Source organism: Thermoactinomyces vulgaris (genome assembly GCF_005886755.1).
GTDB lineage: Bacteria > Bacillota > Bacilli > Thermoactinomycetales > Thermoactinomycetaceae > Thermoactinomyces > Thermoactinomyces vulgaris.
In genome coordinates this window covers 1321122-1337286 of sequence record NZ_CP039710.1, presented here as the reverse complement: position 1 = coordinate 1337286, position 16165 = coordinate 1321122, and the positions used below count along the sequence as shown (strand labels likewise).

The 16165-nt window shown below is 47.2% G+C and carries 17 protein-coding genes; 2 read left to right on the top strand and 15 right to left on the bottom strand.

The window, feature by feature from the left end; translation table 11 throughout:
- The first annotated feature begins 413 nt into the window (after positions 1-413).
- The gene (gene sugE / locus FA954_RS06910; RefSeq protein WP_037996453.1) at positions 414-737 is read left to right on the top strand and encodes a quaternary ammonium compound efflux SMR transporter SugE; all 324 of its coding nucleotides are present in this window, start codon (positions 414-416) and stop codon (positions 735-737) included.
- Between the two features lie 83 nt (positions 738-820).
- Here the strand turns inward: sugE and FA954_RS06905 are convergent, their stop codons facing one another.
- A complete protein-coding gene (locus FA954_RS06905; RefSeq protein ID WP_037996451.1) occupies positions 821-1048 on the bottom strand; it encodes a hypothetical protein in 228 nt (75 codons plus the stop codon).
- A 311-nt stretch (positions 1049-1359) separates the two neighbouring features.
- On the opposite strand from FA954_RS06905, the gene FA954_RS06900 reads away from it, so the two are divergent.
- Complete coding sequence (locus FA954_RS06900) at positions 1360-2607, top strand: GH25 family lysozyme (RefSeq protein WP_052186787.1); 1248 nt, start codon at positions 1360-1362, stop codon at positions 2605-2607.
- Between the two features lie 109 nt (positions 2608-2716).
- Here FA954_RS06900 and FA954_RS06895 read toward each other — a convergent pair whose 3' ends face one another.
- From FA954_RS06895 to rpsO, 14 genes are all read right to left on the bottom strand, one after another.
- On the bottom strand, positions 2717-3274 hold the full coding sequence (locus tag FA954_RS06895; protein ID WP_037996506.1) for an AAA family ATPase: 558 nt from the start codon (positions 3272-3274) through the stop codon (positions 2717-2719).
- 155 nt (positions 3275-3429) lie between these two features.
- Positions 3430-5034, bottom strand: coding sequence for a ribonuclease J (locus FA954_RS06890; protein WP_231564625.1), 1605 nt, complete (start codon positions 5032-5034; stop codon positions 3430-3432).
- Between the two features lie 235 nt (positions 5035-5269).
- Positions 5270-6139, bottom strand: coding sequence for a 4-hydroxy-tetrahydrodipicolinate synthase (dapA, locus tag FA954_RS06885; protein ID WP_037996447.1), 870 nt, complete (start codon positions 6137-6139; stop codon positions 5270-5272).
- Between the two features lie 15 nt (positions 6140-6154).
- On the bottom strand, positions 6155-7384 hold the full coding sequence (dapG, locus tag FA954_RS06880; protein ID WP_037996446.1) for an aspartate kinase: 1230 nt from the start codon (positions 7382-7384) through the stop codon (positions 6155-6157).
- A gap of 21 nt (positions 7385-7405) precedes the next feature.
- Positions 7406-8440: an aspartate-semialdehyde dehydrogenase gene (locus FA954_RS06875; protein WP_037996505.1), complete on the bottom strand. Its 1035-nt coding sequence runs from the start codon at positions 8438-8440 to the stop codon at positions 7406-7408.
- Between the two features lie 81 nt (positions 8441-8521).
- Positions 8522-9091, bottom strand: coding sequence for a dipicolinate synthase subunit B (locus tag FA954_RS06870; RefSeq protein WP_206760044.1), 570 nt, complete (start codon positions 9089-9091; stop codon positions 8522-8524).
- 29 nt (positions 9092-9120) lie between these two features.
- Positions 9121-10020 (bottom strand): dipicolinate synthase subunit DpsA, encoded by a 900-nt coding sequence (gene dpsA / locus FA954_RS06865; RefSeq protein ID WP_121874434.1) that lies wholly within the window; start codon positions 10018-10020, stop codon positions 9121-9123.
- Between the two features lie 89 nt (positions 10021-10109).
- On the bottom strand, positions 10110-10370 hold the full coding sequence (locus tag FA954_RS06860; protein WP_231564622.1) for a YlmC/YmxH family sporulation protein: 261 nt from the start codon (positions 10368-10370) through the stop codon (positions 10110-10112).
- Positions 10371-10495: 125 nt separating this feature from the next.
- The gene (locus FA954_RS06855; protein ID WP_037996443.1) at positions 10496-10675 is read right to left on the bottom strand and encodes an aspartyl-phosphate phosphatase Spo0E family protein; all 180 of its coding nucleotides are present in this window, start codon (positions 10673-10675) and stop codon (positions 10496-10498) included.
- A 14-nt stretch (positions 10676-10689) separates the two neighbouring features.
- Positions 10690-11133, bottom strand: coding sequence for a dUTP diphosphatase (dut, locus tag FA954_RS06850; protein ID WP_037996441.1), 444 nt, complete (start codon positions 11131-11133; stop codon positions 10690-10692).
- Complete coding sequence (locus FA954_RS06845) at positions 11126-12379, bottom strand: M16 family metallopeptidase (RefSeq protein ID WP_037996440.1); 1254 nt, start codon at positions 12377-12379, stop codon at positions 11126-11128. The genes dut and FA954_RS06845 overlap by 8 nt, the downstream gene beginning before the upstream one ends.
- A 64-nt stretch (positions 12380-12443) precedes the next feature.
- A complete protein-coding gene (locus FA954_RS06840; RefSeq protein ID WP_231564621.1) occupies positions 12444-13424 on the bottom strand; it encodes a polysaccharide deacetylase family protein in 981 nt (326 codons plus the stop codon).
- Between the two features lie 114 nt (positions 13425-13538).
- Positions 13539-15659, bottom strand: coding sequence for a polyribonucleotide nucleotidyltransferase (gene pnp / locus FA954_RS06835; protein ID WP_082813564.1), 2121 nt, complete (start codon positions 15657-15659; stop codon positions 13539-13541).
- Positions 15660-15785: 126 nt separating this feature from the next.
- Entirely contained in the window at positions 15786-16055 is a 270-nt protein-coding gene (rpsO, locus tag FA954_RS06830; protein WP_037996435.1) for a 30S ribosomal protein S15, read from the bottom strand.
- Between the last annotated feature and the right edge of the window lie 110 nt (positions 16056-16165).

Genomic DNA, 16165 nt, shown 5'->3' with positions numbered 1-16165 from the left:
TAACCTCCAATTTATATAAAACTTATAATCTATTTCAATTATTTTAAAAAGGCAAAACTCATTTTATCCAAACATCCACCTCTTGTCAATGAGACAATCATGAAATTACAAAATATAATATAAAATTATATTAATAAAAAATGTTTTTTAGGATAAGATGCAGGTATTTCACTTATAATACCGAGGTATGTATCCTTTAAAAAAATGGTATACTTATATTTTTAAATATACAGCATTTGGGAATTATGAAATATCATACTAATTCTTTTCCATCACTTTGAATTCTCCTTCCTGATTCATACAAATTTCTCATTGCACTCCGGATATCGAAAGAGATTGCTTTTGATTTGAAAATTGTTATACTAATTGAGTATGAATCCAGACATTCCGTTTTGACGGGAGGAGGAGATTCCATGGCATGGGCTTATTTGATCATCGCCGGAATCTTTGAAGTGGTATGGGCCATCGGACTTAAATACACTCAAGGATTCACCCGGTGGTTTCCATCCCTTGTCACCATTGCGGGAATGATCTTCAGTTTTTATTTTTTGTCCCTCGCCCTCAAAGCTCTGCCCATCGGCACCGCCTATGCGGTCTGGACAGGGATCGGCGCTTTGGGCACGGCAGTGATGGGGATCTTTTTGTTTGATGAACCCCATGACTGGATGCGTTTATTTTTTTTGTTCCTGATTCTGACCGGAATCGTCGGCTTGAAAGTGACATCCGCCGGTTCATAGCAAAAAGCCGTTTTTTCTTAGCCGCGCAAAATAAAAAAACCGTTATCCTTGAACAGGATACGGTTTTTTATTCACTCCGTTAATCAGCTTTCTTTTTTGTCATACACTTCTTCTTCATTGCTTTCCTTGTCCTCACCGGCCGGAACACGCGGCTCAGCCGGTTTTTGATCCTTTCTTACCAGCGGTGCCAGGTATCGTTTTACAAAGAAACCGGCAAACAGTGTCACCACCAATGCCTTGATAATGAAAATCAACAATTCAACAGCCACTGGTATGACGAGTGAGTTCATCAAATCTGGTTCTTGCAGCAATTTTTACCCTCCCAATCGAACATCAATCACAAGAATTGATGGATATTATATCAAATCTCATCCCTTTTACATAATCCGTTTGAATAAGTTCACCAATTTTTAATGATTAAAGATCGCATCGGCCGGCACTTCCAAACAAAATTCCCCATATTCCGGCGCCGAACGAATATAAAAATATATAGAATTTTCTCTATTTTTGGTATAATTAAATGTGGAATATGAAAAAAAGGGGGGTTCAACCGCCACATCCAAAACCGTTTTTCAACCGGAACCCGGGGGACTTTGATCATCATCTTTAAGGGGTGGATGGCATGTCTGATCAATTTGGCAGTGTCACCGGGATTGATGTTTCCCATCATCAATCGGTCATTGATTGGCAGAAAGTCAAAGAAGATCCTCAAAACATTCAATTCGCTTTCATCAAAGCCTCCGAGGGAGAAACATTCACCGATTCACAATTCTCCAATAATGTAAAAGGGGCGCAGGCCGCAGGAATCCAAGCGGGTGCTTATCATTACGCCAAGTTGTTAAGAGGAAAAGCAGAGAAAGAAGCGCAGAACTTTGTTGATAAACTGAAACAACACCAACTGGATCTCATGCCTGTTCTCGACCTGGAAGAAAAAAACACCGATATGACAGCGGACGAAATCGCCGATTGGGTGCTTGCCTTCGCTGAGCATGTCAAAAAAGAAACGGGCGAACAAGTTCTGTTATATACTTTCCCCGATTATATCAACCGGTTTAACGGCTTTAACAACCGTTTGAAGGACATGCCGTTATGGTTGGCGCATTGGAGAGTGGACAATCCAAAGTTGCCCTCAACAGGCGGCTGGGAAGAAATCACCTGCTGGCAGTATACGGACAAAGGGAGTGTTTCGGGAATCATGGGGGACGTGGATATGGATAGAGCCAAATCGCTCAAAGCACTGAAAAGCAAAAAAGGATCGGACAACCCCCCGCCGGAAGAACCGCCCAACCCGCCACAATCCCCGGAAGACGACAAAGACTGGCACGTTGAACTGATCGCCTCCGGTTCAGGATCTGTCAATATCAGCTTCCAATTCAAAAAAGGAAATTCAGACAAAGAACCCGCACCTTCCCCGGAACCGGAACCCGATCCCGACACGGAACCGGAACCCAAGCACGAAATGATCGATGATTACCCTTTTAAGAACAACAATCCCGGCGATGTGGACCCATGGGGTTTTTATTACAGGGAATGCGTCTCCTTTGTCGCTTGGCGCATCAATAACAATCTCGGGATTCCGTTCACCAATGACATGACCGGTCCCAACGGGAAAAAAGGACATTGGGGAGACGGCAGGCATTGGGATGAAAACGCAAGACAGATCGGTTACAAAGTGACCCGTACTCCAAAAGTCGGAGCCGTTGCCCAATGGAACAAAGGAAACCTCAACCATGTGGCCTTTGTCGCCGAAGTGAGCAGCGACCAGAAAACGGTAACGGTCGAAGAGTATAACTGGGACATCCGTCACGGCTACGGAACACGCCAAGTTCCGGTCGACCGGATTGACAATTTTATCCATATCAAAGAATAATAGGCTAATAACCGGCTTCAGCATCCCGGTTTTTGCATAAGAAAACCGGGATGCTTTTTGGGATCATCTCCCGATAAAAATATACTTTGAAAAGAAAGCTGCATCATGCTCATAACCGAAACTTGTCTTTAATCATTTTGGCGACTTTTTCAGCTTCCAAATTTGGATTGTTTATTCTAATGTAGTTTTTCTTTCTGATCTCTCCTTTCAGAGAGTTCAGACGATGTTTTTCAGCAGTCTGTTTTAAATCAAGTTCCGATTGGGTTATATTTTTTTTCGACGGTTTCTGTTCAAGTCTGTGGGGCGTTTTCTTCCGTTCAAGCCTTACTTCAAGATCCGCTTCCAGTTCCACAAAATAAACAATCCCGCCCTTGGATTCGAAAATGGAACAAATGTGATCAACATAATCCCAGTCTCTTTGTTGATCAAACGCCCAGACATACGTGAAAATGATTCCGTATAAATCACTTTCCAACGCCGCTTCAAAGATCTCTTGGCGAAACCGGTCCGATAATCTCCATGTTTCAGGACCAAAGCCAAAAAACGGATAAAGCAACTCCAGTGTCATATGATTATGAAAAAGCTTCAGTTTTGTGATTTTTTCCAGCTCTTGACCGACTGTCATTTTGCCGACGGCCTGCGGCCCGAATATCAAAACAAATTTCATTCGTCCCCTTCTTTCAACCCGTTTATTTTTCAAAAAGGCTTGCCGCCCCATCCACAATAAATGAACTTCGACCAGACGGTTTCTCTTTCACATGATAAAAAAACCGCAGCCTTGAAAATTCAAAAGCTGCGGTTTTCTGTGCGGTTTAGCTCCGGTTAAACTTCCATGATAATTGGCAAAATCATCGGACGACGACGGGTCCGCTCAAACAGAAATTTGCTTAATGCATCCCGGATGCTCGTTTTGAGCGAAGCCCATTCGCTGACATGTTCTCTCATGCATTTTTCCATGGTCAATGCCACAATCCGGTTCGCTTCATCCAATAACTGTTCGGATTCCCGAACATAAACAAAGCCTCGCGAAATGATATCCGGCCCTGATACGATGGTGCCGTTTTCTTTGCTTAAGGTCAGCACCACGACCAAAATTCCGTCCTGAGATAGTAATTTGCGGTCTCTTAATACAATATTGCCAACATCACCAACGCCCAAACCGTCAACCAATACTTTCCCGGTCTGAACCTTGGGCCCGTATCGGGCACGACCACCTGAAATTTCAACCATATCTCCGTTGTCACAGATAAAAATGTTTTCCGGGCTTACTCCTACAGATTCGGCAAGTTGGGCGTGAGCACGCAACATACGATACTCACCATGAATCGGAATAAAGTATTTGGGTTTCATTAAATTCAGCATGAGCTTCAGGTCTTCCTGAGACCCATGCCCCGAGACGTGTACATGCGAAGTCGTGCTATACACAACATCCGCCCCAATCCGGAATAATTGATCGACGGTGCGGCCGATCAATTTTTCGTTGCCCGGAATGGGTGTGGCGGCAATGATCACGGTATCACCGGGTAAAATTTCCACTTTGCGATGAGATGCGTTCGCCATGCGTGTCAGCGCTGACATCGATTCCCCCTGACTTCCTGTGGAAATCACCGCCACCCGATTGGCAGGCAAACGATTGATCTCATCCGGGTCAATGATCAAATCAGAGGGCACATGCAAATACCCCAACTCCGATGCAATATTGACCACATTGACCATGCTGCGTCCCACCACAGCCAGCTTTCGACCGTACATATGGCATGCGTTCACCACTTGCTGGATGCGGTGAATATTGGACGCAAAAGTAGCTACAATCACCCGTTGCTTTGCTTTACGGAAAACTTCGTTAATCCCTTCACCGACCGAACTTTCCGATCCGGTAAATCCGCTGCGCTCCGCATTGGTGCTGTCAGATAATAAACACAATACCCCTTTTCTTCCAATCTCAGCCATTTTATGGATATCCGCAGCGTGTCCATTCACCGGGGTCATGTCAAATTTAAAATCTCCCGTGTGAACAACGGCTCCTTCCGGTGTATGAATGCAAATACCGACGGAATCAGGAATACTGTGATTTGTATAAAAAAAGGTCGCTTTCAGTGTAGAACCCAGTTTGATTTCCGATTTACCGTTGATGATGTACCGTCTCGTGTCATTTAACAGATGAGCCTCGCGCAATTTATGCTCAACCAGTCCCATCGTCAATTTCGTGGCGTAGACGGGAACATTGAGCTGACGCAAAATATACGGCAACCCGCCGATATGGTCCTCATGACCATGCGTCAAAAGAATCCCGCGTACTTTATCCTTATTCTCAACCAAGTATGTGATGTCAGGTATCACGATATCGATTCCCAGCATTTCCTCTTCCGGGAACATCAAGCCCGCATCAATCACAACAATGTCGTTCTCATACTGCACCACATACATGTTTTTTCCGATTTCATCCAACCCACCGAGTGCAAAAATGGATAATTTGCCTCGCTGGTTTTTTGTCAAACTGTTTACCTCCTATATTCTGTTGTCTTTAACTGAAACCGCACAATTACCACTTGTCCCTTATTATATACGATGAAAAAATGGATATGCAACCGGATCTTTTGTTGAAAAAAGTCAATGACAAACAAAAAACCTGCCTGTTTTTTCACAGGCAGGTCCGTTCCCGTCACAGTTCTTTCAACCATTCATCCGTTTTCCTTTTTTCTTCTTCCGACAATTCCACAATCGGAAGGCGCACGTAAGGTTTCGACCAGCCTTTTTGCGACATCGCATATTTCAATGGTGCCGGGCTCGTCGTCAAAAACACGCCGTGGAAGACAGGAAGCAGACGAATGTGCAAGCTTTGCGCTTTCTTCACATCCCCCGAGAAGAAAGCTTCCATCATTTCTTTCATTTCCCGGCTGACCAGGTGGCTGGCCACACTGACAACCCCGGCTCCGCCAATTGACAAAATCGGCAAAGTGAGCCCGTCATCTCCGCTGTATACCGCCACATCGCCGGGAACCGCCGAAATCAGCCGCCCGATTTGATTGAGATCCCCGCTTGCCTCTTTGATAGCGACCACATTATCCAATTGAGCGAGCCGGGCCATGGTTTCAGCCGTCATATTGACACTGGTGCGTCCGGGGACATTGTACAGCATCACCGGCAGTGAAGTCGATTCGGCAATCGTTTTGAAATGCTGATACAACCCTTCCTGCGACGGTTTGTTGTAATAGGGGGCGACCAGCATCACCCCGTCGACGCCGATTTCCTCCGCTTTCTTGGTCAATTCCAGGCTTTGCAGGGTGTTATTGCTTCCGGTCCCTGCGATCACTTTGATCCGGCCGTTTGCTTTTTCTTTGGCAAAACGATATAATTCCAGCTTTTCGGAGAGGGTCAGGGTGGGAGACTCTCCGGTCGTTCCGGAAACAACAATTGAATCATTCCCGTCCTCGATCAAACGCTCGATATTGGCTTCCAAACAGGGCCAATCAATCTCGTTTTCTTCGGTAAACGGCGTAAACAGCGCCGTGATTAATCGGCCAAACAACATCCTCACTTCCCTCCTTTATGAACAGTAGAGTTTATTCAGATGAAATTTTTTATGCAAAGCACGCACAGCTTTCTCCATGTCTTTTCCATGGACCAGCACCCAAATGGTCGTATGGGAATCCGCTGATTGCAACACTTGAATATCCTCTTCCGTCAGTGCTTCCGAAATTTTGGCCATCACGCCCGGAACGCCGGCGATGCCTGCACCGACAACGGATACCTTGCTGCAACCTCTGGATAATTCCGGTTCCAGTCCCAGATCATATAATATTTGTTCCGCCTGATCCGCCAGATCATCATAAACCGTATAGGCAATTTCGCTCGGGTTGACGCTGATAAAATCGACACTGATCCCATGATCCGCCATCGCTTTGAAAACTTTCAACTGTGTATGGTATTGCCCTTGTCTCAGCCGGATTTTCACCTGAGTCACATTGGGCATCTGGGTCACCCCGATGATGGTGTTTTCCCGCACTTCCCGAACCAACCGGTCAATTTCGCTCCGGTGTGTCACCAACGTTCCCGGATGATCTGACATGGTCGAACGGATCCGAATCGGGGTGCTGTTTTGCATGGCAATCTCCACGGCCCGGGGATGAATCACCTTGGCTCCTTGAAAAGCGAGATTGCACATTTCAACATAGGTGACCTGCTCCAATTGGGCGGCATCCTCGACAATTCTTGGATCAGCCGTCATAATCCCTTCTACATCTGTAAAAATATCTACATATTCGGCATCAAGAGCCGCTCCCAACGCCGTTGCGGTGGTATCGCTGCCGCCGCGTCCCAATGTGGTGATTTCCCCATCGGTTGTTTGCCCTTGGAAACCGGCCACGACAACGACCCGGTTGTTTTCCAGTTCATGCAAAATGCGTTTGGGATTGACAGTGATAATCTGGGCATTGGTATGCTGATCGTTCGTAATGATCCCCGCTTGTCCACCGGTCAATACACAGCTCCGGATCCCTGCCTGGGTCAGCATGCTGGACAGGGTAGCTGCAGAGATGATCTCTCCACAGCTTAACAACAAATCTTTTTCACGGGGAAGGATCTGCTGATCATATTGATCAATCAAACCGAGCAATGTATCGGTTGCGTATGGTTCCCCTTTTCTTCCCATCGCTGAAACAACGACAACCAGTTTGTTTCCTTTCTCCAGCTCGTTGGAAATATGACGAAGGACACGTTGACGCCGTTCAGCGGTTGCCACGGAGGTTCCTCCGAACTTCTGTACAATAATGCTCATGCCTATCCCTTCTCTTTATGATCATTCTCTTTCAATCAAAGTTTCTGCAATTTGAACCGTGTTGGTTGCGGCTCCTTTCAAAAGATTATCCGAAACCACCCACATATTGAGCGCGCGCGGATGGGTCAAATCGCGACGGAGACGTCCGACAAACACTTCCGTCCGGCCGGATGCATCCAACGGCATGGGATAAATCTGCTCCTCAATCGCATCCTGCACCACCACACCCGGTGCATCATTTAAGAGGGTTCGGACTTCATCAAGATCATAATCCGATTTTAATTCCACATAAACCGATTCACTGTGCCCCCGTACAACCGGGACCCGTACACAAGTGGCGGTCACGCCGATGGAATCATCCGCGAAGATTTTTTTCGTTTCGCGCACCATTTTCATTTCTTCAAGTGTAAATCCGTTTTCTTCCGCCACATCCACTTGCGGAATCACATTGAACGCTTGCTGATAATGTTTGTCAAGTTTGCCCACGGGAAGAACATTTTTTTGGACTTCTTCACCGGCCATCGCGGCTTTCGTCTGTTCTTCCAATTCGTTGATCGCTTTCCATCCCGCACCGGAGACGGCTTGGTATGTCGAGACAATGATTCTTTCGATTCCGTACCGATCCGCCAACGGTTTTAATGCAACAACCATTTGAATGGTGGAACAGTTGGGATTAGCAATAATTCCTTTATGCTGATCCAACGCTTCCGGATTCACTTCCGGAACCACCAACGGGACTTCCGGATCCATTCGAAAGGCGTTGGTATTATCCACAACAACCGCCCCGCGTTTCACCGCTTCTTTTGCCAATGCCTTGCTCACACTGCCGCCGGCGCTGAATAAAGCGAAATCGACGCCTTCAAATGCTTCCGGCACTGCTTCCTGAACCGTGATTTCCCGACCGCGGAATGTGATTTTTTTGCCTGCGGAACGTTTGGAAGAAAGCAAGCGCAATTCTTCGACAGGAAAATTTCTTGCATCGAGGGTGTTCAATATTTCTTGCCCGACAGCTCCGGTTGCTCCTACCACTGCGACATGATATTTCTTTGCACTCATGAAGTCCCCTCCCATATGAAGTGAGCCCCCTGTATCTCATCAACGGGGGACGAATGAATCATCTATCCGAGCTCTTTTCTATTATGAAGTCAAGTCGCGGTATTTTTCAACTATTAATGGTTGCAACTGTTTCCCTTCGATGGCGGCAAGACAGGTTTCCGGGATCAATTCCATTCGTGCGACCATGGACTTGGGTTTTTTTTCGGGAGCATCTTGGCCAAACGGAACAAAATAAATGTCTTTGGCTGCCAGCAATTTTGCCAGGTTGACGGCATTTAAGCCGAGTGCGTCGTTCGTGGAAATGGCCACCACCACCGGCCGGTGATTGCGCATTTGCGCTTTTGCCGCCATCAAAACCGGGCTGTCTGTCAATGCATTGGCAAGTTTCGCCAGGGAATTGCCGGTGCAGGGAGCAATCACATAACAATCCAAACTTTTTTCAGGACCGAACGGTTCCACTTCCGGTATGGTCATCAACGGGGTCCGACCGGTGATTTCTTTAATTTTTTTCTTCCAATCTTCCGCGGTGCCGAACCGGCTGTCCACCGTCGCCACCGTATGGGAAATCACCGGAATCACGTTTGCCCCCAGTTCCACCAATCTTTTCATTTGCGGGAGCACTTCATCATGCGTACAGTGGGATGCCGTCATGCCGAAGCCGATCGTCAAGTTTTGAAAATTCACTGAACGGTTCCCTCCCTGAATAACTCATTTTTCATGATCCGGGTGATGGTCTCCGCCAAAATTTGTCCGGCTGTTTTCGGAGCCACGATTCCCGGCAGACTGGGTGCCAAGATGGCTTTGATTCCTCTTTTTTCAGCGAACGGATAATCCACGCCTCCCGGTTTGGATGCCAGATCAATGATGACCACATCATGAGGCACGTTGGCCAAAACGGTTGAATCAATGATCAAGGACGGAACGGTGTTAAAAATCAAATCCGCATTTTTCACATGGTCTTTTAATTCGGATGTATCAAACGCCTGAATCCCCATTTCAAATGCGCGGGCTTTATGCTCGGAACTTCTCACCCCGACTTTCACCCGGGCTCCAATCGCATGAAGCACACGGGCCAGCGACAATCCGCATCTTCCCATGCCCAGCACAATGCTTTCGGAACCGTGAATGGTGATGTCGGTGTGTTGGATGGCCATCATCAGCGCACCTTCCACTGTCGGGATGGAGTTGTAAATGGCCACATCATCCCGGTTTAAGAGTTCAATAAGTTGAAGCCCGAAATCCCGGCACAACTTTCGCAAATACTCCTTGGCCATCCCGGCAAAAACGAGGCAATGTTTTGGAAGAGATTGAAACAACTCCGGGGTCAGAAACAATTTTTTGGACGTAAAAACACTGCTGATTTGCCCTTTTTCATCGGTCCCAATGATCGGGAGCACCAAAACATCCGCCGTCTCTAACAAATCAGACGAAAGCTCCTTTAACGAAGCCCCGCTGACCGGACTTTGCAAATTGTCAAATCCGACCAATGAAACCCGGGCTCCCATCTCTGTACAGCTTTTAATCACCTCTAATTGCCGTGCATCTCCACCGAGGAAGACAACATGTTTGCCTGTCAGCATTTTCTTCACTCCTTTCCCCGGAAGAATCCTTACCATGATCAACATCTGTTTGCATCATATGAAAAAAAATGAAATTCGGTTCCCTTCTGTCAAAATTGTTTTTTGGAAGATTTCCGGTCCAACGAATCCACGATCAACATTTCCGGCCCGACTTTCCGGATCATGCTCCACGTCAATTCCATAAACCTGTGCTTCTTTTTAAACCAGGAAGATTCCGTCGGTAACAAGATGGCATGGATTTTTCCGGTTTGCGGATCAAACGACATGTCTGCATGCAACAAATCCCCCAACCGTTCTCCTCCCACCAAATCGATGCATTCCTTTTCTGCCAGTTCACTCCAGCGCAACATCCTTCCCCCCCGACGTTCCATTTTTTCTCTCCCTTTATCCATATGATTCAGTCAACACTTTTATAAAAAACAAAAAGCCCGGCAGGCTTTGCCGGACTTTCGGATTTGGCGTTCATCCTCTTTATTTAACGATGTTCCAATCGGATCCTTTGCATTTCCAAAATCAGTACATCCAATTGCTCGGATAAAGGCAAAACACGGGCATCCATCAATCGTTCGGGTTCACCGTTCACCAATTGGTACAATTCCTTGCGGAGATGTTCCATTTCCTCCTGTAACCTTCTGATCCGATGCCGCTCGGACATGAAGATCACCTCTCCTATTTACCCGTATGACCAAAGCCTCCAGACCCACGTTCCGTTTCATCCAACGAATCCGTAACTTTGAGGGAAACCGCAGGGACTTGCATAAACACCAACTGTGCAATACGGTCTCCCCGCTCAACCCGAAAAGGCCGTTCCCCCAGGTTCAGCAAAATCACCCCGATTTCTCCACGGTAATCTGCATCGATTGTCCCTGGTGTGTTGAGCACGGTGATTCCGTGTTTTAAAGCAAGACCGCTTCTCGGACGCACTTGGGCCTCCAGCCCTGCCGGCATCGACAAGGCAATTCCGGAAGGAATCAACTTCCACCGGCCCGGTTTGATTTCCACTGGATCCATCACTGCGGCATGGAGGTCAAAACCACTGGAACCCGTCGACATTTTCACTGGAAGAGGCAGATCTTCGTTTCCTGGCATGTGAAAAACTTTGACATTATGCAATGGAGTTCCTCCTAAAACTGGAAGGGATTTTTCCGTCTGGCGAAATCAGCGCCAACGACATGGGTGATGAAAAAATTTTCCGCGCCAGACGATTCACGCCATCCAAAGTGATTCTATCCACCTTTTCGATGATTTCATCCAAAGTGAACTGACGATTTAACAACAATTCATTGCGCCCCAACCGGCTCATGCGGTTGTTGGTGCTTTCCAGTCCGAGCATTAAGCTCCCTTTCAATTGTTCTTTGGCTTTGTGCAATTCGTCCGTCGTCAATCCTTTGGTTTTGAGATCATCCAAAATTTGATAAATGTATTCAACCACTTCATTCTCCTGCCCGTGTTTCGTTCCGGCATAGATGGCAAAAAGGCCGGTGTCACGATGGGCGGAATGATAAGAAAACACCGAATAGGCAAGCCCGCGCTCTTCGCGGATTTCCTGGAACAAACGGGAGCTCATGTTGCCGCCAAGCACATTATTCAACAAAACCAATGTGTAAAAATCTTCATCACCGACGGCCAGTCCCGGCAATCCGAAACATAAATGGGTTTGTTCGGTTTCTTTTTGTTTCACTTTGACATCCGGCGTAAAAACCGGAACCTCCCTGCTTCGTACCGGCATCTCGCCCTGATGGCCGGAAAAAGCTTCCTCGACCCTTTCCTTGTAATCATCCGGCAAATTGCCGGCAATGGCAATCACGACATTGGAAGGGACATAAAATTGATTTTTATAGCGGAACAAATCCTCCCGGCGGAAACCGGTCACGGTTTCGGCATTGCCCAATACAGGGTATCCCAAGGGGTGGCCGCCTGACGACACTTCGGAAAGCATGTCATGAACCAGGTCATCCGGCGTGTCTTCCACCATGTAAATTTCCTCCAAGACCACTTTTTTCTCTTTTTCGATCTCGCCTTCATCAAACACCGATTCAAAAAACATATCCGATAATACATCCAGTGCCGTTAAAAAATGTTCATCCAGCACTTTGGCATAATAACAAGTGATTTCTTTGGAGGTGAAGGCATTCACGTGTCCGCCGATTGCGTCAAAGGATTCCGCAACCTGTTTCGCGGTGCGCGTTTTGGTTCCTTTAAACATCATGTGTTCGATAAAATGGGAAATCCCGTTATTGGCAAGCGATTCATTTTCAGAACCGGTTCCCACCCAAATCCCCAAAGCGACTGAACGGACGTGGGGGATTTTTTCAGCAACCAACCGAACACCATTCTCCAGCGTATGTTTAACGATCAAATAAGATCCTCCTTAATTCTCTGATAAACTACAAAAAAGCAACACTACTATATCAAATCATAAATCATTGCTCAATGGAATCCACTCGTTTTGAAGAGAGCATTTCGCTGACCGTCATCCACTTCAAGCCCTTGTTTTTCCCTGCACGGATCATCCCCGGCAACGCTTTGACCGTCCGGTCCGTCGGATGAGTCAACAACAAGGTGCCGGGTGCAATCCCTTTTTCCACCTTGTTCACCATCATCTCCGGCGAAACGGACTTTTTCCAATCGACGGTATCCAATGTCCATAATATGGTTTTCATTTGAAATTGTTCGGCTATTTTTAATACGCGGTTGTCAAAATCGCCGGCCGGCGGGGCAAACCACCTGCTTTTGACCTGTAAGGTTTCTTGGATCAAAGACTCCGTCTTTCCGATCTCGGCTTCGATTTGCCCGGTGCCGATCCGGCTCATCAAAGGATGGGAATAAGCATGATTTCCCACTTCATGCCCTTCTTTCACCAACTGCCTGGCCATTTCGGGATTCTTTTTCAGCCAGGAACCATCCAAAAAAAAGGTCGCTTTCACCTTTTCCTGTTTGAAAATCTTGAGCATTTCCGGTATGTATTCCGTTCCCCAAGCCACATTCACCATCAGCGCGGCCGCCGGTTTTTTTTCGTTCCCCCGGTAAACCGGTGCCTGTCCCAGATCTTCCAGTTGTATTTTCGGGGGAATTTCCTGATACACCCAATGAATCCGGTGCTTGTCTTTTTGCTTGAGTGTGCTTTCGATCGTTGCTTCCAGGTCGACTTTTCGCCCGTTCAGCCCCGGAATGGCTTTCCAAACCGGATCCAGCCGTGCATCGATGGGGGCAATCTGATGTTTGGGCGCCTCTTTTTTGATCTTTTCGACAATCGGGGAGTCTGTCTTGAAGCCGGAAGAGATCACCGACACCTCCGCTCCGCTCTTCACGGCCGTCACATAAGCTTCAATGGTGGGAAGTTGGACCAGCAAAACAATAAAACAAACCGATAAGAACAGTGTCGCCATACGAACGGGAAACAAAGTTTGCCGCCTCCTTTCCTTCCTACCATATGCTCCCGGACAACTCCCTATGACCGTCGTATAAATATAAAAAAGAGGCAGATTCGCTCTGACTCTTTTCCTTTGCCTCTTCCTTTAAATTTTTTCTTTTTTCTTCGCTGCTTCATCTTTTAACACAGCTTTGCGGGACAAATTAATCCGTCCTTGGTCATCAATCTCCGTCACTTTTACCATGATCGAGTCTCCGACTTTCACCACGTCGCTGACTTTTCCGACCCGGTTTAAATCCAGTTGAGAGATATGAACAAGTCCTTCTTTGCCCGGAATGATTTCCACAAATGCTCCGTATTTTTCAATCCGTTTGACCGTTCCGAGATACGTTTCGCCAACCACCACTTCACGAACCAAATCTTCGATGATTTTTTTCGCCCGTTCGTTTTGTTCCGTTTCCGGAGAAGCGATGAAAATGCGGCCATCTTGTTCGATATCGATTTTGACTCCGGTTTCTTCGATGATTTTATTGATGACTCGTCCGCTCGGTCCGATCACATCACGGATTTTATCCGGATGAATCCGTAAGGTGGTAATCTTCGGAGCATATGGGGACAATTGTTTTCGCGGTTCCTTGATGGTGGCTTCCATGTTGTCCAGGATCACCATTCTGGCTTTCCGCGCTTGTTCCAATGCTCTTTGGAGAATGTTCCGGTCAATGTCTTCGATTTTGATATCCATTTGAAGGGCGGTAACTCCTTTTCGTGTACCGGCCACTTTAAAATCCATATCTCCAAGATGGTCTTCCATGCCTTGGATATCGGTTAACACGACAACATTATCCTCTTCTTTGACCAGTCCCATCGCGATGCCTGCAACGGGTGCTTTGATCGGAACCCCCGCATTCATCAAGGCAAGCGTCGACGCGCAAATACTTGCTTGCGAAGTGGAACCGTTGGACTCAAGCACTTCGGAGACCAACCGGATGGTGTACGGGAAAACATCTTCGGAAGGAATCACCGGTTCGAGTGCTCTTTCCCCCAAAGCCCCGTGTCCGATTTCCCGGCGTCCCGGTGACCGGATCGGTCTTGCTTCACCGACGCTGAACGGAGGGAAATTATAGTGGTGCATAAAGCGTTTGGATTCCTCCAAATCCAAACCATCCAGGATTTGCACATCGCCGAGTGCCCCCAACGTACAAACGCTTAACACCTGGGTTTGTCCGCGTCGGAACAATCCGGAACCGTGTGTCCGCGGCAGGACATCAATTTCGCTGGAAAGCGGGCGGATTTCATCGACAGCCCGTCCATCCGGACGTTTGCCCTCTTCCAATATCAACCGGCGCACTTCTTCTTTCACGATTTGATCCAAGACGGTATTCATGTCTTTTTCTTGCTCGGCCCATTCTTCTTCCGTCAGTTCCCCGGCCATCTGTGCCAAGACTTCTTCCTTCACCTGATCGATCGCATCCTGGCGCTCTTGTTTGTCAATGACCTGAACGGCTTGGATCAAAGAATCGGTAGCAAGTTCCCGCACGCGTTTTTCCAGTCCGGGATCGACCTGATGCAATTCGGGCTCCATTTTGGGCAGTCCCACTTTTTCCACGATCTGTTCCTGAAAAGCCACCAGCTCCTTGATCACTTCGTGGCCAAACAAAATCGCTTCCAGCATCGTTTCTTCCGGCACTTCATCCGAACCCGCTTCCACCATGTTCACCCCGTGTTTCGTACCAGCCACCACCAGATGCAGATCGGATTTTTCCATTTGTTCCACCGTCGGATTAATGACCAATTGACCATCAACCCGGCCAACCACCACGCCTCCGATGGGTCCTTTGAAAGGAATGTCCGAAATGGAAAGTGCCACGGATGCGCCGATCATGGCGGCAATTTCCGAAGAGCAATCCTGATCCACCGACATGACAGTGGTCACCACTTGCACTTCATTGCGAAACCCTTCATCAAACAGCGGGCGAATGGGGCGGTCAATGAGCCTGGAAGCCAAAATGGCTTTGTCGCTCGGGCGGCCTTCACGCTTGATAAAGCCTCCCGGGATTTTCCCAACCGCATACAAACGTTCTTCATAATTTACCGTCAACGGAAAAAAGTCCGTGTCTTTCGGCTCCTTGGATGCAACCGCGGTAGCCAGCACCGAAGTGTCTCCATATCTCACCATCACCGCACCATTGGCTTGATTGGCATATTTTCCGATTTCCAGCTTTAATTTTCGTCCAGCCAGATCTGTCTCAAATGTTTGAGGTTCCATCTTCAATCATTTCCTCCTCTCAAAAACACAAATATAGCATACTTCTCCACATTTACAGTATGTTCCTTCCACTTCTCTTTTAAAAGATGAGATGATAAAAAAGCGGGGCATGCCGCCCCGCTTTTCTTATCGACGCAATCCGAGTTTTTTGATCAGTTCACGATAACGAACAATGTCTTTCTTCTTCAAGTAGTTCAACAAGTTCCGGCGTTGACCAACCATTTTCAAAAGACCACGGCGAGAATGATGATCTTTTTTATGATCTTTTAAGTGCTCGTTTAACTCATTGATCCGATGAGTCAAAATCGCGATTTGCACTTCGGGGGAACCCGTGTCATTATCGTGTGTTTTAAATTCATTGATGATTTCTCTTTTGCGTTCATTGGTTAATGCCATCGAAAAATCCTCCTTTTGCTCAATCGCCCATAACCCAGAACACCGTCGAGGCATCGGTGATCCGAGCCAGGGTTGTTACCGAATCAGTATACCATAAGAAAAAGATGAGT